This window comes from Amycolatopsis sp. GA6-003 (assembly GCF_046267895.1).
Lineage (GTDB): Bacteria > Actinomycetota > Actinomycetes > Mycobacteriales > Pseudonocardiaceae > Amycolatopsis.
This window is the reverse complement of the sequence record NZ_CP176499.1, coordinates 1,186,677-1,210,107: the sequence shown is the minus strand read 5'-3', so window position 1 is coordinate 1,210,107 and position 23,431 is coordinate 1,186,677. Positions and strand designations below refer to the sequence as shown.

Genomic DNA, 23,431 nt, shown 5'->3' with positions numbered 1-23,431 from the left:
GCGCAAGAGACAGATCCCCGGTAGTCAGGCGAGGTTGGGACCAGATGGCGAACGAAGACAAGCTCCGCGACTACCTCAAACTCGTGACGGCCAACCTGCGGCAGGCCCGTCGTCAGCTCGCCGACGTCGAGCAGCGCGCACAGGAGCCGATCGCGATCGTGGGCATGGGCTGCCGGTTCCCCGGCGGCGCGCACAGCCCCGACGCGCTGTGGCAGCTGCTCGCCGAGGGCGCCGACGCCATCGGCGAGTTCCCGCAGGACCGGGGCTGGGATCTGGAGAGCCTCTACGACGCCGACCCGGACCGTCCGGGCACCTCCTACGCCCGGCACGGCGGCTTCGTCTACGACGCGGCCGGGTTCGACGCCGAGTTCTTCGGGATCAGCCCGCGCGAAGCGCTGATGATGGACCCGCAGCAGCGGCTCTTCCTGGAGGTGGCCTGGGAGGCCGTCGAGCGGGCGGGCATTCCGGCGGATTCCCTGCGCGGCACCACAACCGGCGTGTTCGCCGGCGCCTACAACCAGGGCTACGGCGCCAACCCGGCGGCCGAGGCCGGCGGTTCGGAAGGCCACCTCGTCACCGGGGTGTCGACGAGCGTCCTTTCCGGACGCGTGGCGTTCACGATGGGGCTGGAAGGCCCGGCTGTGACGCTGGACACGGCGTGCTCCTCCTCGCTGGTGGCCCTGCACCTGGCCGCGCAGGCGCTGCGCTCCGGCGAGTGCTCGCTGGCGCTGGTCGGCGGGGTCACGGTCATCTCCGGGCCCGGCGTGTTCGTCGGCTTCTCGCGCCAGCGGGGCATGTCGACCGACGGGCGCTGCCGTTCGTTCAGCGCGGACGCGGAGGGTTCGGGCTGGGCCGAGGGCGCCGGCGTGCTGGCGGTGGAACGGCTTTCCGACGCGCGGCGCCACGGGCATCCGGTGCTCGCGGTGATCCGGGGCAGCGCGATCAACCAGGACGGCGCGTCGAACGGGCTGACCGCGCCGCACGGTCCTTCGCAGCAGCGGGTGATCCGCGCCGCGCTGGCCAACGCGCGGCTGTCGGGTTCCGACGTCGACGTGGTGGAGGCGCACGGCTCCGCGACCACGCTCGGCGACCCGATCGAAGCGGAGGCGCTGCTGGCGACCTACGGCCGGGAGCGGCCGGAGGGACGGCCGTTGTGGCTGGGTTCGGTGAAGTCGAACATCGGGCACTCGCAGGCCGCGGCCGGGGTGGCCGGGGTGATCAAGATGGTGCTGGCACTGCGGAACGGGCAGCTGCCGCGGACGCTGCACGTGGGCGAGCCGACCCCGCACGTGGACTGGTCGGCGGGCGAGGTGCGGCTGCTGGCCGAACCGGTGCCGTGGGAGCCGGGGGAGCGGGTCCGGCGGGCGGGGGTGTCGTCGTTCGGGATGAGCGGGACCAACGCGCACGTCATTCTCGAGGAAGCTCCGGCTGGGCACGAGACCGCCGAGTCCGCCGAGGTGTCCGATGTGGACGCTGCGGACGATGTGGACGCGGTGGAGAACGAGCTGCCGGTGGCGGTCGAGCGCGTCGCGGTGGTGGCGGGCGAGGCGACGGCGTGGCCGGTGTCGGGGCGTTCGGCGGACGGGTTGGCGGCGCAGCGGGATCGGTTGGCGGCGTGGGTTGGGGCGCGTCCGGAGTTGGATCCGGTGGATGTGGGTTGGTCTCTGGCGGCGACGCGGTCTTCGTTTGAGCATCGTTCGGTGACGGTCGGCGGGGACCGGGATTCTCTGCTGTCGGGTGTGGCGGTGCAGGGTGTGGCGCGTTCTGGTGTGCGTCCGGTGTTTGTGTTCGGCGGTCAGGGTGCGCAGTGGGCTGGTATGGGTCGCGCGTTGCTGGATGAGAGCCCGGTGTTTGCGGGGCGGTTCGCGGAGTGTGCGCGTGCGTTGGAGTCCTGTGTGGACTGGTCTCCGCGGGAAGTGCTGGTGGGGTCCGGGGAATTGGGCTCGGCGGCGGTGGTGCAGCCGTTGTTGTGGGCGGTGATGGTGTCGTTGGCTGCGGTGTGGGAGGCCGCGGGTGTCGAACCCGAGGCTGTGGTGGGGCATTCGCAGGGTGAGGTTGCGGCGGCGACGGTGGCGGGGATGTTGTCGCTGGAGGACGCGGCTCGGGTGGTGACTGCGCGGTCCCGCGGCTTGTCCGGGTTGTCGGTTGAGGGGTCGATGGTGTCGGTGGTCGCGCCGGTCGGTTCGGTGGCCGAGTTGGTGGAGCGGTGGGGTGATCGGCTGTCGGTGGCGGCGGTGAACGGCCCTGCGGCGACGGTGGTGTCGGGCAATCCGGAGGCGTTGGCGGAGTTTGAGCGGGAGCTGGCGTCGCGGAAGGTGTTGCGGTGGCGGGTTCCGGAGACGGATTTTGTCGCGCATTCGGCGGCGGTGGAGCCGTTGGAGGCGGTGCTGGCTGACGAACTCGGCGGGATTGTGCCGCGGGCTGGTCGGGTGCCGATGATGTCGGCGGTGACGGGCGGTTGGGTGTCGGGCGAGGAGCTGGATGCCGGTTATTGGTATCGGAATTTGCGGCAGACGGTGCAGTTCGAGAGTGCGACTCGGGCGTTGCTGGCGGATGGTTTCGATTCCTTTGTGGAGGTTTCGCCGCATCCGGTGTTGACCGCGTCGATCACCGAAACTGCTGAGGATGCCGGGGTTTCCGGGGTTGTCGCGGTCGGGACGGTCGAGCGGGACGACGCGGGCGCGGAGCGGTTGCTGACGGCGTTCGCGGAGGGTTTCGTGCACGGACTGGCGGTGGACTGGGCCGAGATCCTGCCGGTCGGGACGCCGGTCGAGCTGCCCACGTACGCGTTCCAGCACCAGCGCTACTGGCTGAACAACGAACTTCCCGCCGTTCGGCGCAGCGGTGCGGAAACGCCGGGCGAGGACTGGCGGTACCGGGTCAGCTGGGTGCCCGTCGCGGAGCCCGCGCCGGTGCGGCTCGCTGGGACCTGGCTCGTCGTGACGGCGGCGGGACAGTCCGGGCACCCGCTCGCACGGGAATGCCGCGACGCACTGGCGGACGCGGGTGCGAAGACGCGGACCCTGGAGCTGCCGGACGGCGCCGGGGATCGCGGCGAGATCGCCGCGCTGGTGGCGGACGACGAGTTGCCGGGCGTGCTTTCGCTGCTCTCGCTGGACGAGACGCACGGCCTGACGCAGACCGTCGCCCTGGTTCAGGCGCTCGGCGACCGGCGGCTCGAAGCTCCATTGTGGACTGTCACCAGCGGCGCGGTCGCGGCGGTTCCCGGCGAGGCTCCGAAGAATCCCGCACAGGCCGGTCTCTGGGGACTCGGCCGGGTCGCGGCGCTCGAACATCCCGACCGCTGGGGCGGGCTCGTGGACGTGCCCGAGACGCTGGCGGGCCGGGCCGCGAAGCGGTTGACGGCGCTTCTCGTGCCCGGCGGCGAGGACCAGGTCGCGATTCGCGAGACGGGGGTCCTCGGGCGCAGGCTGCTGCGTGCCGCCACGCCGCGCGGAGAAGAAACGCCTTGGACGCCAAGGGAAACCGCGCTGATCACCGGGGAAGCGGACAAGATCGGCGGGCACGTCGCCCGGCTGCTGGCCGGCCGGGGCGCGTCGCGCGTCGTGCTGGCCGGGCGGCGCGGTCCGGACGCGGGCGAGACGGCGGCTTTCGCCGCGGAGCTGGCGGCGGCGGGCACCGCGGTCGACATCGTGGCCTGCGACACCGGGGCGCGGCCGGAGGTGGCCGCGGTCGTCGCCGGGCTCGGTTCGACGCTGTCCTCGGTGCTGCACACCGAAGAACTCATCGACGACCGGCCGATCGAGGACGCCGATCCGGCCGAACTGGACGCGGTGCTGGCGGTCAAGGCGGGCGCGGCGGCCTGGCTGCACGAACTGACCGCGGACCTCGACCTGGACGCGTTCGTGCTGACCTCGTCGGTCGCCGCGGTGTGGGGCGGCGGGCGGCAGCCCGGGTTCTCCGCGGCGAACGCCCGGCTCGACGCGCTGGCCGAGGCGCGCGTCGCCGCCGGGCTCCCGGCCGCCTCGGTGGCATGGGGGCCGTGGGGCGCGGACGCGATGAACTCCGCCGCCGACCAGGCGCAGCTCGAACGCCGCGGCCTGTCGCCGCTGGCCCCGGACCGGGCGATCGGGATGCTGGCGCGGATCATGGACGCGCGCGAAGCGGCGGTCACCGTGGCGGACGTGGACTGGGCGAAGTTCGCCCCGCCGTTCACCCTGCGCCGTCCCAGCCCGCTGCTGGAACTCCTGCCGGAGGTGCGCACCGCCCTCACCGCCGGCGAGGCCGCGGCCGACCAGCAGGCGAGCGGCTCCCTGAAGCAGCAGCTCGCCGAACTGTCCGCGGCCGAGCAGGAACGGCTGCTGGTCTCCCTGGTCCGGACCGAAGCGGCGGCGGTGCTCGACTACCCGTCTCCCTCGTCCGTTCCGGCCTCCCGCGCGTTCAGCGAACTCGGCTTCGACTCGCTGACCGCGGTCGAACTGCGCAACCGCCTTGGCGCCGCCACCGGGCTGAAACTGCCCGCGACCCTGCTTTTCGACTACCCGAACCCGACCACGCTGGCCGGTTTCCTCGGCACGGAACTGCTGGGCGCCGCGGAACCGGCTCCGGTGGCGACAGCGACGACGGGGGCGACGGCGGCTCCCGGCGACGACCCGGTGGTCATCGTCGGCATGAGCTGCCGTTTCCCCGGCGGCGTCCGGTCGCCGGAGGAGCTGTGGGAGCTGCTGGCGTCGGGCACCGACGCGATCGGCGCGTTCCCGCAGGACCGCGGCTGGGAGCTGGACCGGCTCTACGACCCCGACCCGGAGCACGCCGGCACCTCGTACGCGCGGCAGGGCGGTTTCGTTTACGACGCGGCCGAATTCGACGCCGGGTTCTTCGGGATCAGCCCGCGCGAGGCGCTGGCGATGGACCCGCAGCAGCGGATGCTGCTCGAAGTCTCCTGGGAGGCGCTGGAACGGGCCGGCGTCCCGGTGTCCTCGTTGCGGGGCAGCAAAACCGGGGTGTGGGCGGGGGCCAGCTTCACCGGCTACGGTCTCGTCGGCGCCCGCGCGGAGGAAGGCATCGAAGGGCATCTGCTGACCGGCACCACCACGAGCGTGCTGTCGGGCCGGTTGTCCTACACCTTCGGGCTCGAAGGCCCCGCCGTCACGGTGGACACCGCCTGCTCTTCGGCGCTGGTCGCGGTCGATCTGGCCAGCCAGGCGCTGCGGCTCGGCGAGTGCTCGCTGGCGCTGGCCGGCGGCGTGTTCGTGTCGGCCACTCCGGACCTGTTCGTCTGGGTCAGCCGGCAGCGCGGGCTCTCCCCGGACGGCCGGTCGAAGTCCTTCTCCGCGGAGGCGGACGGCATGGGCATCGCCGAGGGCGCGGGCATGGTGGTGCTGGAGCGGCTGTCCGAGGCGCGCCGCCACGGGCATCCGGTGCTCGCGGTGGTCCGCGGCTCGGCGGTCAACCAGGACGGCGCGTCGAACGGGCTGACCGCGCCGAACGGTCCTTCGCAGCAGCGGGTGATCCGCGCCGCGCTGGCGAACGCCGGGCTGTCCGCTCAGGACGTCGACGTGGTCGAGGCGCACGGGTCCGGCACGTCGCTGGGCGACCCGATCGAGGCGCAGGCGGTCATCGCCACCTACGGCCAGGACCGGCCGCGGGACCGGCCGGTCTGGCTCGGCTCGGTCAAGTCGAACATCGGGCACCCGCAGGCCGCGGCGGGCATCGGCGGGCTGCTGAAGATGGTGCTGGCGCTGGGGCACAAGCAGCTGCCCAAGACCCTGCACGCCGACGAGCCGACCCCGCACGTGGACTGGTCCGCGGGCGCGGTCGAACTGCTCACCGCGCAGCGGGAGTGGGAGGCCGAGGGCCGTCCGCGCCGGGGCGGGGTCTCGTCGTTCGGCGTCAGCGGCACCAACGCGCACATCATCCTGGAAGAGGCCCCCGAACCGGAGGCCGCCGCGGACCCGGAGAGCCCCGCGGACCCGGAGAGCCCCGCGGACCCGGAGAGCCCCGCGGACCCGGAGAGCGCCGCGGGCCCGCACGCGTGGACGATTTCCGGTCGCACCGCGGAAAGCGTGCGCGCCCAGGCCGCCCGGCTCGCCGAGCACCTGGCCGCCCGCCCCGGTCTCGACCCGGCGGACGTCGCGTGGTCGCTGGCGTCGACCCGCACGCTGTTCGAATACCGCGCCGTGATCACCGGCGCCGATTTCGCGGAACTGGCTTCGGGGCTGGCCGCGGTGGCCGCCGGCGAGTCCGCTCCCGGCGTCGTGGTCGGCGCTTCGGCGGCGGCCGAGGAGAGCGAGCCGGTCTTCGTGTTCCCCGGGCAGGGCGCGCAGTGGGCGGGCATGGGCCGGGAACTCCTGGCGTCCTCGCCGGTTTTCGCGGCCCGGATGGCCGAATGCGAGCGGGCGCTGCGACCGCACGTGGACTGGTCGCTGACCGAGTTGCTGCGGAACGAAGAAGATCTCGACCGCGCCGAGGTCGGTCAGCCCGCGCTGTGGGCGGTGATGGTTTCGCTCGCCGCGGTGTGGGCGGCGGCCGGGGTCGCGCCGAGCGCCGTGCTCGGGCATTCCCAGGGCGAGATCGCCGCGGCCACCGTCGCCGGGATCCTGTCGCTGGACGACGCGGCCAAGGTCGTCGCGGTCCGCGGCAAGGCGCTGTCCGGGCTGGGCGCCGAGGGCGGCATGCTGTCGGTCGTCATGCCCGCCGAGGCGGTGCGGGAACTGCTGGAGCGGTGGGAGGACCGGCTGGCGGTCGCCGCGATCAACGGGCCCGCCGCCACGGTGGTCTCCGGCGAGACCGAAGCGCTCGCCGAGTTCGAACGGGAACTGGCTTCGCGCAGGGTGCTGCGTTGGCGCGTCCCGGCTTCCGACTTCGTGGCGCACTCCGCCGGGATCGCCGGGCTGGAGGACGAGCTGCTCGAAGGCCTGGCGGACATCCGGCCGCGGGCGGGCGAGTTCCCGCTGTTCTCCACGGTCGAATGCCGGTGGATGGACGGCGAGGAACTCGACGCCGCGTACTGGTTCGCCAACGTCCGCCGCACCGTCCGCTTCGACGAAGCGGTCCGGGAGCTGGCCGCGGCCGGGCATCGCGCCTTCGTCGAGGTGTCCCCGCAGCCGGTGCTGACCACCGGCATCGCCGAGACGATCGAGGACCTGGCAGTCCCGGGCGCTCCGGTCGTCACCGGCACGGTGGAGCGGGAGCAGAGCGGCGTCGCTCGGCTGCTGGTCTCGCTGGCCCAAATGCATGTCGGCGGCACCGCGGTGGACTGGCCCGCCGTGCTGCCCGCCGGACAGCGGGTGGACCTGCCGACGTATGCGTTCCAGCGCCAGCGGTACTGGCTGGCCGGGTCCAGCCTGTCCGGCCCCGCTCCGGTGTCCGGCGGCGGCGCTGTCTCCGCCGCGGACGCCCAGTTCTGGGCTGCCGTCGAGGAAGGAGACTTGGGACGGCTGGGCGGCGCTCTCGCGGCGGACGCGCAGCGTTCCTTCCACGAGGTGCTGCCCGCGCTCGCGGCTTGGCGGCGACGGGAACAGGACCGGGACGTCACCGGGAACTGGCGTTACCGCGTCACCTGGCGTCCGGTCGCCGATCCGGCTCCCGCGCCGCTGACGGGGACCTGGCTTGCGGTCGTGCCGACCGGGCACGGCGACGACTCTCTGGTGCGCGCGTGCGTCGGGGCGCTCGCCGCCCGCGGCGCGGACGTGGCCGAGCTCGAAGTCGACGCGGGCACCGCCACCCGGGAAGAACTGGCGGCCGCGGTCGCCGGGCCGCTGACCGGAGTGGTCTCGCTGCTCGCGCTCGACGAGACCCCGCTCGCCGGAGCGTCGGTGGTGCCGGGCGGGCTGGCGGGCACCACGACGCTGATCCAAGCGCTGGCCGACGCGGAGGTCGCCGCGCCGCTGTGGCTGGTCACCGCGGGCGCGGTCGCCACCGGGCCGGGGGACGTGCTGACCCGGCCGGTGCAGACCCAGACCCGCGGCCTCGGCCGGGTGCTGCTGCTGGAGCAGCCGGACCGCTGGGGCGGGATGATCGACCTGCCCGCCGTGCTCGACGAGCGCACCGCGAACCGGCTGTGCGCGGTGCTCGCCGGATGCGGCGAAGACGAGGTGGCGCTGCGGCCCGCGGGCATTCTCGGCCGCCGCATCGTGCGCGCGCCGCAGCCCGCCGAGCGGGAATGGCGGCCGCGCGGCACCACGCTGATCACCGGCGGCACCGGCGCGGTCGGCGGCCGGGTGGCTCGCTGGCTGGCCGAGCACGGCGCGGAGAAGGTGGTGCTGACCAGCCGTTCCGGTGCCTCGGCCGAAGGCGCGGCGGCGCTGGCCGCCACGCTGGCCGACGCCGGGACCGCGGTGGAGATCACCGGCTGCGACGCGGCGTCGCGCGCCGACCTGTCCGGAGTGCTCGACCGGATCGGGGCCGACGGACCCGCGCTCACCGCGGTGATGCACACCGCCGGGGTGCTGGACGACGGCGTGCTCGACCGGATGACCACCGACCGGCTCGCCCGTGCGCTGGCGGCCAAGGCCGGCGGCGCGGCGCACCTCGACGAGCTGACCGCGGAGCTGCCGCTCGATGCGTTCGTGCTGTTCTCCTCGGCCGCCGCGACCTTCGGCGGAGCCGGTCAGGCCAACTACGCGGCCGCGAACGCCTACCTGGACGGCCTGGCGGAGAACCGGCGTTCGCGCGGCCTGCCCGCGCTGTCGGTGGCGTGGGGACCCTGGTCCGGCGGCGGTGTTTCGCAGGCCAGCGAAGCCGCCCGCGCCCGGCTGCGCCGCAACCACTGGGAAGTCCTGATCGACCCGGACCTGGGCGTCAAGGCGCTGGCCGGGGCGATGGCCGGACCGGACACCGTGCTGACCGTGATGGACCTGGACTGGCCCGCGCTCGCCGCCGCGCCCGGACAGGCCGCCATCCTGGACCTGCCGTTCGTGCGCGACCTGCCGGACGCGCAGCGGCTGAAGGCCGGGCTCGAGGCCGACGGCGGCGCCCAGCGCGACGCGGGCGAACTGGCCCAGGACCTCGCGGGCCGCTCCCGCGCCGAACAGGACCGGCTGCTGACGGACCTGATCCGCGCCGAGGCGGCCGCCGTGCTCGGCTACGCGGGGCCGCAGGACGTGGAGCCGAGCCGCGCGTTCAGCGAACTGGGCTTCGACTCGCTGACCTCGGTCGAACTGCGGAACCGGATTTCGGCCGCGGCGGGCGTGCCGCTGCCCGCGACGCTGATGTTCGACTATCCGACCCCGGCGGTGCTGGCCGAGCATCTGCGCACCACGCTGCTCGGCGCCCGGCCCGCGAGCCCGGCCGAACCGCTTTCGGCGGCGGCCGCCGACGACGATCCGATCGCGCTGGTGGCGATGAGCTGCCGCTTCCCCGGAGACGTCAACAGCCCGGATGAGCTGTGGGATCTGCTGTCCGCCGGGGGCGACGGGATCTCCGGGTTCCCGGCCGACCGCGGCTGGGACGCGGACGCGCTGTTCGACCCGGACCCGGCGAACCCCGGCACCACCTACGCGCGCCAGGGCGGCTTCCTCCACCAGGCCACCGCGTTCGACCCGGGCTTCTTCGGGATCAGCCCGCGCGAGGCGCTGGCGATGGACCCGCAGCAGCGGCTGCTGCTCGAACTGTCCTGGGAGGCGCTGGAATCCGCCGGACTGGACCCGGTCGCGCTGCGCGGTTCGCGCACCGGCGTGTTCATCGGCGGCTACTCCTCGAATTACGCGATGGTCAGCATGCAGCTGGCCGCGCAGAACGGCGCCGAGGCGGTCGAAGGCCACCTGATCAGCGGCAACGCGACCAGCATCATCTCCGGCCGGATCTCCTACACGCTCGGTCTCGAAGGCCCGGCGCTCACCGTGGACACCGCGTGCTCGTCGTCGCTCGTGGCACTGCACACCGCGAGGCAGGCGCTGCGCACCGGCGAATGCTCGCTGGCGCTGGTCGGCGGCGTGTCGGTGATGGCCACGCCGTGGGAAATGGTCGGCTTCGCCCGCCAGCGCGGCATCGCGGCGGACGGCCGGTCCAAGGCGTTCTCCGAAGCGGCCGACGGCATGGGCATGGGCGAAGGCGCGGGCATGCTCGTGCTGGAACGCCTTTCCGACGCTCGGCGCAACGGGCACCCGGTGCTGGCTGTGGTGGCGGGTTCGGCGATCAACCAGGACGGTGCGTCGAATGGGTTGACGGCCCCGAATGGTCCTTCGCAGCAACGGGTCATCCGGGCGGCGTTGGCGAATGCCGGGTTGTCGGCGTCCGAGGTGGATGTAGTGGAGGCGCACGGCACGGGAACGCCGCTGGGCGACCCGATCGAGGCGCAGGCGTTGCTCGCGACCTACGGACAGGAACGGGCCGGGCGGGACCCGCTGTGGCTGGGTTCGGTGAAGTCGAACATCGGGCACACGCAGGCGGCGGCGGGTGTGGCTGGCGTGATCAAGATGGTGTTGGCGTTGCGGAACAAGGAGCTTCCGCGGACGTTGCATGTCGAGACGCCTTCGTCGCATGTGGACTGGACGGCGGGTCAGGTCGAGCTGCTGACGGAGAACGTGGCCTGGGAATCCGGGGGACGGGTTCGCCGGGCGGGCGTGTCGGCGTTCGGGATCAGCGGGACCAACGCGCACGTCATCGTCGAGGAAGCTCCCGAGGAAGATCCTGCCGAGGCCGCGGCGACGGAAGAGCCGACGGTGTGGGTGGTGTCGGGTCGCAGCGCGGACGGGTTGCTCGCGCAGGCGGGTCGGCTTCGCGAGCGGGTCGTCGGGCGTGGGCTGGATCCGGTGGATGTCGGGTGGTCGCTGGCCACCACGCGGTCGGTGTTCGACCATCGGGCCGTCGTGTTCGGCGACGATCTCCTGAGCGGGCTGGACAGTCTGGTCGCGGGGGAGTCCGTCGGGTCGGTGGTCTCGGGCGTCGCGGATCCGGGTGTTCGGGTGGGTTTGGTTTTTGCGGGTCAGGGTTCGCAGTGGGCGGGCATGGGCCGTGGTTTGTATGAGTCGAGTCCGGTGTTTGCGGAGGTGTTTGACCGGGTTTCGGGTCTGTTGGAGCTGGAATTGGGCGTTTCGGTTCGGGATGTGGTTCTGGATTCGGAGACGCCGGGCAGCGACCAGACTTTGTATGCGCAGGCCGGGTTGTTCGCGTTCGAGGTTGCCCTGTTCGAGGTGTTGCGGGCGGCCGGGGTCGGTGCGGATGCGGTGGTCGGGCATTCGGTCGGCGAGGTGGCTGCGGCGTTTGCGGCCGGTGTGTTGTCTCTGTCGGATGCGTGTCGGTTGGTGGCGGCGCGTGCGCGGTTGATGCAGGCGTTGCCGGTGGGTGGTGCGATGGCGGCGGTCAACGCTCCGGAGGCCGAGGTGCTGGAGTCGCTGGTTGACGGTGTGTCGATCGCGGCGGTCAATGGGCCGGAGTCGGTGGTGATTTCCGGCGAGGCCGAGGCGGTTGACCAGCTTGTCGTGTTGTGGAAGGAGCGCGGGCGTCGGGTTCGGCGGTTGCGGGTGAGTCATGCGTTCCATTCCGCGGCGATGGATCCGGTGCTGGAGGAGTTGCGCGGGGTGGCTGACGGGCTCACCTATGAGCGTCCGGAAGTGTTGTGGGCGGGTGCGCTCACCGGTGAGCTGGTCTCGGACTGCGAGGCTGAGTATTGGCCGGAGCAGACGCGGGGTGCGGTGCGGTATGGGGCGGCGGTGGAGTCTCTTGTCGCGCAAGGGGTTTCGGTGTTCTTGGAGGTCGGCCCGGATGGTTCGCTCTCGGCGCTGGGTCCGGCCGGTGCGGTGTTCGTGCCGTTGCAGCGCAAGGACGGCACCGGTCTGATCGCCGGGCTGGCGAGGGCCTTCGTGCAGGGGGTGAGTGTCGACTGGCGCACCCTGATTCCCCAGGGAAACCGCGTGCAGCTGCCGACGTATGCCTTCCAGCACAAGCGTTACTGGCCGCAGGGCGTGCAGACGCGACCGGGCGTCGCGCCGGGTTCGGCGGCGGACGCCGAGTTCTGGGCCGCGGTGGAAAGCGGCGATCTGACCGGGCTCGCCGACACCTTGTCTCTCGAGGACAGCGCGCAGCTCGGCGAGGTGCTGCCCGCGCTGGTCTCCTGGCGCAAACGCGAACAGGACCGCACGGCCACCGCGGACTGGCGTTATCGCGTGAGCTGGGCGCCGATCCCGGAGCCCGCCGCGCACGCGCTGTCCGGGCGCTGGATCGTGGTGCGCACCCCGGACCAGGCCGAGCATGAGCTTCCGCGTGTGCTGGCCGAGCACGGCGCCGAGGTGAGCGTGCTGGAAGCGGCGGAGAGCACCGACGTGGCGGCCATGACCGCGCGGATCGAAGACCTCGTCGGCGACGGCGCGGTCTCCGGGCTGGTGTCGCTGCTGGCGCTGGACGAGACTCCGGTGCCCGGCTTCCCGAACCTGGCCCATGGCGTGGCCGGGACCCAGACGCTCATCCAGGCGATGATCGCGCTGCATCTGCCCGCTCCTTTGTGGACCCTCACCCGGGGCGCGGTGTCCGCCCTTCCCGGCGAGCCGGCCGGGAATCCGGTGCAGGCGCAGGCATGGGGCGTGGCCAGGGTCGCGGTGCTGGAGCACCCCGACCACGGCGGCGGCATGATCGACGTGCCTGCCGAGTTCGACGACCCGGCCGCGCGGCGGCTGTGCGCGCTGCTGGCCGGCTCGGGCGGCGAAGACCAGCTCGCGATCCGCGAGAACGGGATCTTCGGCCGTCGTCTCGGCCGGGCCGGTGCGCCCAAGGGCGCGGCGGGGCGGTTCGCGCCGTCCGGCACCGCGCTGATCACCGGCGGCACCGGCGCGATCGGCGGGCACGTGGCCCGCTGGCTCGGCGAGCGCGGCGTCGAACGGCTCGTGGTGACCAGCCGCTCCGGCGCCGGCGCGGCGGGAGCCGCGGCGCTGGCCGCCGAACTGGCCGGCGAGGGCACCGCGGTCGAGGTGTTCGCCTGCGACGCCGCTGTCGAGTCCGAGCTGGCCGGAGTGCTGGCCCGGATCGGGCACGACGGCCCGCCGTTGAAGGCGGTCCTGCACGCCGCGGGCGTGGCGCAAGCGACGCCGCTGGACGAGATTTCCCTGACGGAACTGGCGACCGTGCTGGCGGCCAAGGCCGACGGCGCGGCCGCGCTCGACCGGCTCACCGCGGGGATGGAACTGGACGCGTTCGTGCTGTTCTCCTCGATCGCGGCGACCTGGGGCAGCGGCATGCAGGCCAGCTACGCCGCCGCCAACTGCTACCTGGACGCGCTGGCGGAGAACCGGCTCGCCCGCGGACTCGCCGCCACCTCGGTGGCTTGGGGCCCGTGGGGCGGCGGCGGCATGACCGACGCCGAGGACGCGGCGCTGCTGAGCCGTCGCGGGCTCGGCATGCTCGATCCCGGCCACGCGGTCGACGCGCTGGCGCAGGTCCTCGACAGCGGCGAGAGCCTGACGGTCGTCGCCGACGTGGACTGGGGCCGGTTCGCGCCGCCGTTCACCCTGCGCCGCCCGAGCCGGCTCATCGAAAGCCTTCCCGACGTCGTCGAGGCGTTGGAGAACCGGGACGGCGAGCCGGGCCCGGCCGCGGGCAACGAGCTGGCCGGGAAGCTGTCCGGGCTTTCCCAGGCCGAACAGCAGCGGCTGCTGGTCGACCTGGTGCGCGCCGAGGCGGCGACCGTCCTCGGGCACGAGAAGGAGGTCGTGGAGGCCGACCGGTCCTTCAGCGACCTCGGCGCCGACTCGCTCACCGCGGTGGAACTGCGCGACCGGCTGGGTTCGAGCACCGGGATGTCGTTGCCCAGCACGCTGTTGTTCGACTACCCGACTCCGGCCGCGCTCGCCGGGCACCTGCGGACGAGCCTGGTCGCGGAGGCCAGCGCGGTCGCCCCGGTGCTCGCCGAACTGGACAAGCTGCAAGGCCTGCTCGACGGGCTGGCCGCCGCGGACGAGTCCGCGCTGATCACCAACCGGCTCGAAGTCGTGCTGGCGAAATGGAAAGAAGCGAAAGACGACCACGCCGGCGACGGCGTCGAGGAGAAGCTCGAATCGTCTTCGGACGACGAAGTCTTCGACTTCATCGGCAAAGAACTCGGCATCTACTGACCAGACGAAGACGCGACTTCCTCGACGGGGTGACGTAAGTGAACGAAGACAAGCTCCGCTACTTCCTCAAGCGGGTGACCGCCAGCCTGCACGAAACGCGGCAGCGCCTGCAGGAGGTGGAATCCTCCGGCGAGGAGCCGATCGCCATCGTCGGCATGAGCTGCCGGTTCCCCGGCGGCGTGGCGACGCCGGAGGACCTGTGGGAGCTGCTGTCCGACGGGCGCGAGTCGGTCGCCGAACTGCCGCGGGACCGCGGCTGGGACGTCACCGCCGCGGAGGTGCGCGAGGGCAACTTCGTCGACGACGCCACCGGTTTCGACGCCGGGTTCTTCGGAATCAGCCCGCGCGAGGCGCTTTCGATGGACCCGCAGCAGCGGTTGCTGCTGGAGGTGGCGTGGGAGGCGTTGGAGCGCGCCGGGATCGACCCGGCGTCGCTGCGGGGTTCCGCGACAGGGGTGTTCGCCGGCGCGTCCGGTTCGGGCTACGGCTGGCTTTCGGGCAAGCAGGGCGAGCACGACGGACACGTGATGACCGGCAATGCCACGAGCATTCTGTCCGGCCGGATCTCCTACACGCTGGGCCTGGAAGGGCCGGCGATCACGGTGGACACGGCGTGCTCCTCGTCGCTGGTTTCGCTGCACCTGGCCTGTCGTGCGCTGCGCTCGCGGGAGTGCGCGATGGCGTTGGTCGGCGGTGCCTTCGTCGCGGCTACTCCGGTGCTGTTCACCGACTTCAGCACGTCGCTCGGGCTTTCCCCGGACGGCCGGTGCAAGACGTTCGGCGCGGGCGCGGACGGCATGGGCGTCGCCGAGGGCGCGGGTGTCGTGGTGGTGGAACGGCTGTCGGACGCGCGGCGGAACGGGCACCGGATTTTGGCGGTGGTGCGGGGTTCGGCGGTGAATCAGGATGGTGCGTCGAATGGGTTGACGGCGCCGAATGGTCCTTCGCAGCAGCGGGTGATCCGGGCGGCGTTGGCGAGTGCGCGTTTGTCCACTGAGGACGTTGATGTGGTGGAGGCGCACGGGACGGGTACGCCGTTGGGTGATCCTATTGAGGCGCAGGCGTTGCTGGCGACTTATGGTCAGGGTCGGCCGGAGGGTCGTCCGTTGTGGCTGGGTTCGGTGAAGTCGAACATCGGGCACACCCAGCAGGCCGCGGGCATGGCCGGGATCATCAAAACGGTGCTGGCGCTGCGCAATCAGGAACTGCCGCGCACCTTGCACGTGGAAGAACCGACCACGCATGTGGACTGGTCGGCCGGGGACGTGCGGCTCCTGGCCGAGCCGGTGCCGTGGCCGGCGGGGGAGCGGGTGCGCCGGGCCGGGGTGTCGGCGTTCGGCATGAGCGGCACCAACGTGCACATCATCGTCGAGGAGGCGCCTGCCGCCGAAGAGCCCGCGCCCGAGCCGGACGCGCCGGAAGAGGAAGCGCTGGAGGTCGCGGACGAGCGGGTACCGGTGCTGGAGCCGGGCGGGTTGACCGCGTGGCCGGTGTCGGGGCGTTCGGCGGACGGGTTGGCGGCGCAGCGGGATCGGTTGGCGGCGTGGGTTGGGGCGCGTCCGGAGTTGGATCCGGTGGATGTCGGGTGGTCGCTGGCGGCGACGCGGACTTCGTTTGAGCATCGTTCGGTGACGGTCGGCGGGGACCGGGATGCTCTGCTGTCGGGTGTGCCGGTGCAGGGTGTGGCGCGTTCTGGCGTGCGTCCGGTGTTCGTGTTCGGCGGACAGGGTGCGCAGTGGGTGGGCATGGGGCGTGCCGCGTTGGCGGAGAGTCCTGTTTTCGCGGCGCGGTTCGCGGAGTGTGCGCGGGCGTTGGAGTCCTGTGTGGACTGGTCGCCGCGGGAAGTGTTGCTGGACGCGGCGGAATTCGCGTCGGCGGAGGTCGTGCAGCCGTTGTTGTGGGCGGTGATGGTGTCTTTCGCGGCGGTGTGGGAGGCCGCGGGCGTGACGCCGGAAGCGGTGGTCGGCCACTCGCAGGGCGAGGTCGCGGCCGCGACGGTGGCGGGGATGTTGTCGGTGGAGGACGCGGCCCGGGTCGTGGTGGCCCGGTCCAGGGGGCTGTCGGGATTGTCGGTCGAGGGTTCGATGGTGTCGGTGGTCGCGCCGGTCGGTTCGGTGGCCGAGTTGGTGGAGCGGTGGGGTGATCGGCTGTCGGTGGCGGCGGTGAACGGCCCTGCGGCGACGGTGGTGTCGGGCAATCCGGAGGCGTTGGCGGAGTTTGAGCGGGAGCTGGCGTCGCGGAAGGTGTTGCGGTGGCGGGTTCCGGAGACGGATTTTGTCGCGCATTCGGCGGCGGTGGAGCCGTTGGAGGCGGTGCTGGCTGACGAACTCGGCGGGATCGAACCGCAGGCCGGTCGGGTGCCGATGATGTCGACCGTCACGGGCGGCTGGGTGTCCGGCGAAGAGCTGGATGCGGGTTACTGGTACCGGAATCTGCGCCAGATGGTGCGTTTCGAGGAAGCGGCCCGTGCGTTGCTGGCGGACGGTTTCGATTCCTTTGTGGAGGTTTCCCCGCATCCGGTGCTGACGGCCTCGGTCACCGAGACCGCGGAAGACGCCGGGGTCGCGGGTGTGGTGACGGTCGGGACCGTCGAGCGGGACAACGCCGGTGCGGAGCGGTTGCTGACGGCGTTCGCGGAAGGCTTCGTGCACGGACTGGCGGTGGACTGGGCCGAGATCCTGCCGGTCGGGACGCCGGTCGAGCTGCCCACCTACGCGTTCCAGCACCAGCGGTACTGGATGGAGGCCGCTTCGGGCGGCGACGGCGCGGGAACGGTCGCGGAGACGCGGTTCTGGGCGGCGGTCGAGGGCGGCGATCTCGCGCACCTGACCGAGGTGCTGGAACTGGAGGACGAGCGTCCGGTCGGCGAGGTGCTGGAGGCGCTGACCACGTGGCGGCGCCGGGAACTGGGCCGGGCCGCGACCGAGAACTGGCGCTACCGCACCATGTGGACCCCGGTGGCCGATCCGGCCCCGGTTTCCCTCGACGGCGTCTGGATGGTGCTCACCGCGGACGCGGCCGACGATCTCACCGCGAGCTGTGCGCGGGCGCTCGAGGCCCGCGGCGCGGAGGTGCTGGTCGCCGAGCTGCCCGACGGGGTCGTCACGCGCGAAGAAGTCACCGAGTTCCTCGACGAGGCGCTGCCGGAGACGCAGCCCGCCGGGGTGCTGTCGCTGCTCGCGACCGACGAGACGTCGATGCCCGAACACCCGGTCCTGACCCGAGGACTGGCCCGGACGCTTTCCGTGGCGCAGGTGTTGGTGGACCTGGAAGTCGAGGCACAGCTGTGGGTGGCCACACAGGGCGCGCTCGCCGCCGCGGCCGACGACACCGTGCCGAATCCGGTGCAGGTGCAGGCGTGGGGGCTCGGCCGCGTGGTCGGCCTGGAGCACCCCGAAGCCTGGGGCGGTCTGCTCGACCTGCCCGCGGAACTCGACGCCGCGGCGGGCGACCGGCTCGCCGCGGTGCTTGCCGGCTGCGGCGAGGACCAGGTCGCGATTCGCGCCGGCGGCCTCCTCGGGCGGCGGCTGGCCAGGGCGGACCGGCCGAAGGCGACGGACCGGACGTGGACCCCGCGCGGGACGGCGCTGGTCACCGGCGGCACCGGCGCGATCGGCGGGCACACCGCCCGCTGGCTGACCCGGCGCGGCGCCGAACGCGTCGTGCTGACCAGCCGTTCCGGACCGGCCGCCGGGCACGTGCCCGCCTTGGCCGCGGAGCTGGCCGCGGCGGGAACCCGGGCGGACGTAGTCGCCTGCGACGCGGGCGTCCGGGCGGAACTGGCCGGGCTGCTGGACTGGACCGCGCGGACCGGACCCGCGGTCTCCTCGGTGCTGCACACCGCGGGCATCGGGCAGGCCGCCACGGTCGCGGAAACCGATCTCGCCGAGACCGCCGCCGTGCTCGAGGCGAAGGTCGCGGGCGCGGTGCATCTCGACGCGCTGACCCGGGATTCCGACCTGGACGCGTTCGTGCTGTTCTCCTCGATCTCCGCGACCTGGGGCAGCGGCCTGCAACCCGCATACGGCGCCGCGAACACCTTCCTGGACTCCCTCGCCGAACAGCGCCGGGCCGCGGGCCTGCCCGCCGCCTCCGTGGCGTGGGGTTCGTGGGGCGGCGGCGGCATGACCGACGCCGACGGCGCCGCGCAAGGCATCCGGCGCGGTCTGCTGGTGATGGACCAGCACCGCGCCATCGAAGCGCTCGGCCAGATCCTCGACGGCGACGAGAACCGGCTGACCGTCGCCGACATCGACTGGGCGCGGTTCGCTCCGCCCTTCACGCTGCGCCGCCCGAGCCCGCTGATCGAGAGCCTCCCGGAGGTCCGCGAGGCACTCGCCGGACCGGAGGGCGCCGACGCCGAGGACGACGCGACGCTGCGGCAGGAACTCGCCGGGCTGTCGAAGTCCGAGCGGACCCGGCTGTTGGTCGGGCTCGTCCAGGCGCAGGCCGCCGACGTGCTCGGCTACGCCTCGCCCGACGACGTGGAGGCCGGCCGGGCGTTCAGCGACCTCGGCTTCGACTCGCTGACCTCGGTGGAACTGCGCAACCGGCTCAGCGCCGCCACCGGTCTCGCTCTTCCGGCGACGCTGCTGTTCGACGCGCCCACCCCGAACGCCGCCGCCGCGTTCCTGCTGGCGAAGGTGTCCGGCGCGGACGAGACCGCCGCCCCGGCGCCGGTCGCGGCGGCGGTCACCGACGAACCGCTGGCGATCGTCGGGATGAGCTGCCGGTACCCGGGCGGCGTCACCAGCCCCGAGGACCTGTGGAATCTGGTGTCCGCCGGGACCGACGCCATTTCGGTGCTGCCCGGCGACCGCAACTGGGCGGTCGAGGACATGCCGGCCGGCGGCGACGGCTACTCCGGGAAACCGGTCCGGTCCGGCGGATTCGTGTACGACGCCACCGGTTTCGACGCCGGGTTCTTCGGGATCAGCCCGCGCGAGGCGGTCTCGATGGACCCGCAGCAGCGGTTGCTGCTGGAGGTGGCGTGGGAATCGCTGGAGCGCGCCGGGATCGACCCGGCGTCGCTGCGGGGTTCCGCGACCGGGGTGTTCGCCGGCGCGTCCGCCTCCGGCTACGGCTGGAGCTCCGGGCTGCGGGGCGAACTGGACGGGCACCTGGTCACCGGCATCTCCACCAGCGTGGTGTCCGGCCGGGTCGCCTACGTGATGGGGCTGGAAGGCCCCGCGGTCACCGTGGACACGGCGTGCTCGTCGTCGCTGGTGGCGCTGCACCTGGCCTGCCAGGCGGTGCGCTCCGGGGAATGCTCCCTGGCGCTGGCCGGCGGGGTGATGGTGGCGGCGAGCCCGTTGCTGTTCAACCAGTTCAGCCGGCAGATGGGGCTCGCGCCGGACGGGCGGTGCAAGCCGTTCGGCTCCGGCGCGGACGGCATGGGCCTCAGCGAGGGCGCGGGCATGCTGGTGGTGGAACGGCTTTCCGACGCCGAACGCAACGGGCACCGGATTTTGGCGGTGGTGCGGGGTTCGGCGGTGAATCAGGATGGTGCGTCGAATGGGTTGACGGCGCCGAATGGTCCTTCGCAGCAGCGGGTGATCCGGGCGGCGTTGGCGAGTGCGCGTTTGTCCACTGAGGACGTTGATGTGGTGGAGGCGCACGGGACCGGTACTCCGCTGGGTGATCCTATTGAGGCGCAGGCGTTGCTGGCGACTTATGGTCAGGGGCGGCCGGAGGGTCGTCCGTTGTGGCTGGGTTCGGTGAAGTCGAACATCGGGCACTCGCAGGCCGCGGCCGGCGTGGCGGGCGTGATCAAAATGGTGCAGGCGTTGCGGAACCGGGAGCTGCCGCGCACTCTCCACGCCGACGAGCGTTCGCCGCACGTGGACTGGGCGTCCGGCGAGGTGCGGCTGCTGACCGAAACCAAGCCGTGGGCCGCGGAGGACCGGCCGCGCCGGGCGGGGGTGTCCTCGTTCGGGATGAGCGGGACCAACGCGCACCTCATTCTCGAGGAGGCGCCGGAGCCGGTCGCGGCGGAACTCGTCGACGAGCGGGTTCCCGTCGTCACGGGCGGACTGACCGCGTGGCCGGTGTCGGGGCGGTCGGCGAACGGCCTGGCAGCACAAGGGAATCGGCTCGCGGCGTGGATCGACGCCCGCGCGGAGCTGGACCCGGTCGACGTGGGCTGGTCTCTGGCGGTGACGCGGTCGGTGTTCGAGCACCGGTCGGTGACGGTCGGCGGCGACCTGGCGTCGCTGCGGTCGGGTGTGCCGGTGCAGGGTGTGGCGCGGTCTGGTGTGCGTCCGGTGTTTGTGTTCGGCGGTCAGGGTGCGCAGTGGGCCGGTATGGGTCGCGCGTTGCTGGATGAGAGTCCGGTGTTTGCGGCGCGGTTCGCGGAGTGCGCGCGTGCGTTGGAGTCCTTTGTGGACTGGTCTCCGCGGGAAGTATTGCTGGACGCGGTGAAACTCGCGTCGGCGGAGATCGTGCAGCCGTTGTTGTGGGCGGTGATGGTGTCGTTGGCTGCGGTGTGGGAGGCCGCGGGTGTCGAACCCGAGGCTGTGGTGGGGCATTCGCAGGGTGAGGTTGCTGCGGCGACGGTGGCGGGGATGTTGTCGCTGGAGGACGCGGCTCGGGTGGTTGCTGCGCGGTCCCGCGGCTTGTCCGGGCTGTCGGTCGAGGGGTCGATGGTGTCGGTGGTCGCGCCGGTCGGTTCGGTGGCCGAGTTGGTGGAGCGGTGGGGTGATCGGCTGTCGGTGGCGGCGGTGAATGGCCCTGCGGCGACGGTGGTGTCGGGCAATCCGGAGGCGTTGGCGGAGTTCGAGCGGGAGCTGGCGTCGCGGAAGGTGTTGCGGTGGCGGGTTCCGGAGACGGATTTTGTCGCGCATTCGGCGGCGGTGGAGCCGCTGGAAGGTGTGCTGGCTGACGAACTCGGCGGGATCGAACCGCAGGCCGGTCGGGTGCCGATGATGTCGACCGTCACGGGCGGTTGGGTGTCGGGCGAGGAGCTGGATGCGGGTTACTGGTACCGGAATCTGCGCCAGATGGTGCGTTTCGAGAGTGCGACTCGGGCGTTGCTGGCGGACGGTTTCGATTCCTTTGTGGAGGTTTCCCCGCATCCGGTGTTGACCGCGTCGATCACCGAAACTGCTGAGGACGCCGGGGTTTCCGGGGTTGTCGCGGTCGGGACGGTCGAGCGGGACAACGCGGGTGCGGAGCGGTTGCTGACGGCGTTCGCGGAGGGCTTCGTGCACGGACTGGCGGTGGACTGGGCCGAGATCCTGCCGGTCGGGACGCCGGTGGAGCTGCCCACGTACGCGTTCCAGCACCAGCACTACTGGCTGGAGCCCGCGCCGGGCGGCGAGGCCGCGGAAACGGTGGCCGAGGCCCGGTTCTGGGCCGCGGTCGAGGGCGGCGACCTCGCGCACCTGACCGAGGTGCTGGAACTGGACGACCAGCGCCCGGTCGGCGAGGTGCTGGAGGCGCTGGCCTCGTGGCGGCGCCGCGAACTGGGCCGGGCTGCGACAGGCGACTGGCGCTACCGCACCGTCTGGGCTCCGATCGCCGACCCCGGGCCCGTCGCTCTCGACGGGACCTGGGCGATCGTCGCGCCGAGCGGTCAGCGGCTCGCCAGCGACTGCGAAGCCGCTCTGCGGGCTCGCGGCGCCGAGGTGCTGCTGCTCTCGCCCGAAGACCCGATGCCCGGCGGCGAACTCAGCGGAATCCTCTCGCTGCTGGCACTCGACGAGACCCCGACGCCGGGCAATCCCGCGCTGAACAAGGGATTGGCCGCGACCCTCGACCTGGTGCGGGCACTGGGCGACGCGCATCCGGACACGCCGCTGTGGACAGCCACCTCGGGCGCGGTCGCCACCGCGCCGGGCACGCCGCTGACGAACCCGGTGCAGGCGCAGGTCTGGGGCTTCGGCCGGGTCGCCGCGCTGGAACACCCCGGCCGGTGGGGCGGTCTGCTCGACCTGCCCGCCGCCCTCGACGACCGCACGGCGGGCCTGCTGGCCGCGGTGCTGGCCGGCGCCGGGGAAGACCAGGTCGCGATCCGCACCGCGGGGATCCACGGCCGCCGGCTCGAACGCGCGCCGCGCACGGGGGACGCGGCGGCGCCGTGGATGTCGCTGGGCACCGCGCTGATCACCGGCGGCACCGGCGCGATCGGCGGCCGGGTGGCGGGCCTGCTGGCCGCCCGCGGCGCCGAGCGGCTGGTGCTGGCCAGCCGCACCGGGCCGAGCGAGGGCGTCGTCGCGCTGGTCGCCGGGCTCGCCGCGCAGGGAGCCGACGTGGAAGTGGTGGCCTGCGACGCGGGCAACCGGCCCGACCTGGCCGGGCTGCTGGACCGGATCGCCGCGACCGGGCCCGCGCTGTCCAGCGTGGTGCACGCCGCGGGCATCGGGCAGTTCGGCGCCATCGCCGACACGGACCCGGCCGAGGCGGCCTCGGTGCTGGCGGCGAAGGCCGAGGGCGCGCGGCATCTGGACGAGCTGACCCGCGACGCCGACCTCGACGCGTTCGTGCTCTTCTCCTCGATCTCGGCGACCTGGGGCAGCGCCATGCAGTCGGTGTACGCGGCGGCCAACGCCTACCTGGACGCGCTCGCGGAAAACCGCGCGGCCCGCGGCGAACCCGCTACCTCGGTGGCGTGGGGCCCGTGGGGCGGCGGCGGCATGACCAGCGAGGAGGGCATCGCGCAGCTGGCGCGCGGCGGCTTCTCCGTCCTGGAACCGGGACAGGCGGTCCAGGTCCTCGCGCAGCTCGTCGACGAGGGCGCGGCCCAGACGACGGTGGTCGACGTGGACTGGGCTACCTTCGCCCCGACGTTCACGCTGCGCAGGCGCAGCCCGCTGGTCGAAAACCTGCCGGAAGTGCGGCAGGCGCTGGACGAGTCCGGCCCCGCCCCGGCCGGGGACGGCGCGACGGACCTCGCCGAACGGCTGGCCGGACTGTCCCGTCCCGAACAGGTGCGGGCGCTGGTCTCGCTGGTCCAGGCGGAGGCGGCGGCCGTGCTCTCCTACGCCTCGCCCGACGACGTGGAGGCCGGCCGGGCGTTCAGCGACCTCGGTTTCGACTCGCTGACCTCGGTGGAGCTGCGCAACCGGCTCGGCGAGGCGACCGGGCTGCGGCTGCCCGCGACCCTGCTGTTCGACTGCCCGACCCCGGCCGCGGTGGCCGGCCACCTGTGGTCCGAGCAGTTCCAGGACGAGGCCCGGCCCGTCTCGCTGGTGGAGGAGGTCGACCGGCTCGGCTCGCTGCTGACCGACGCGGCGCCGGACGAGAAGACCCGCGAACTGGTCGCCGAGCGTCTCCAGAGCCTGCTTTCCCGCTGGACCGACGCGGGAGCCCGCGACGGGCAGGCGAACGCCGCGGAGAAGCTCGAATCCGCCTCCGACGAGGAAATCTTCGACTTCATCCACACCGAACTCGGCCGGTGATCCCGCGCTTTCGCGCGTCCGCGCTGG

Annotated in this window: 1 protein-coding gene and 1 pseudogene; both read left to right on the top strand. The window is 72.9% G+C overall.

Annotation, left to right across the window (positions count from 1 at the left end; genetic code table 11):
* The first annotated feature begins 44 nt into the window (after positions 1 to 44).
* Positions 45 to 14,006, top strand: a complete 13,962-nt coding sequence (locus F9C12_RS05110; RefSeq protein ID WP_409464965.1) for a type I polyketide synthase — start codon at positions 45 to 47, stop codon at positions 14,004 to 14,006.
* Between the two features lie 41 nt (positions 14,007 to 14,047).
* Positions 14,048 to 23,404 (top strand): annotated as a pseudogene (locus F9C12_RS05105) (type I polyketide synthase); the annotation flags it as partial.
* Positions 23,405 to 23,431: the final 27 nt, after the last annotated feature.

Bases quoted from the DNA above. Each gene is read 5' to 3' on its own strand.
- F9C12_RS05110 (WP_409464965.1), top strand. From the start codon at position 45: ATGGCGAACGAAGACAAGCTCCGCGACTACCTCAAACTCGTGACGGCC.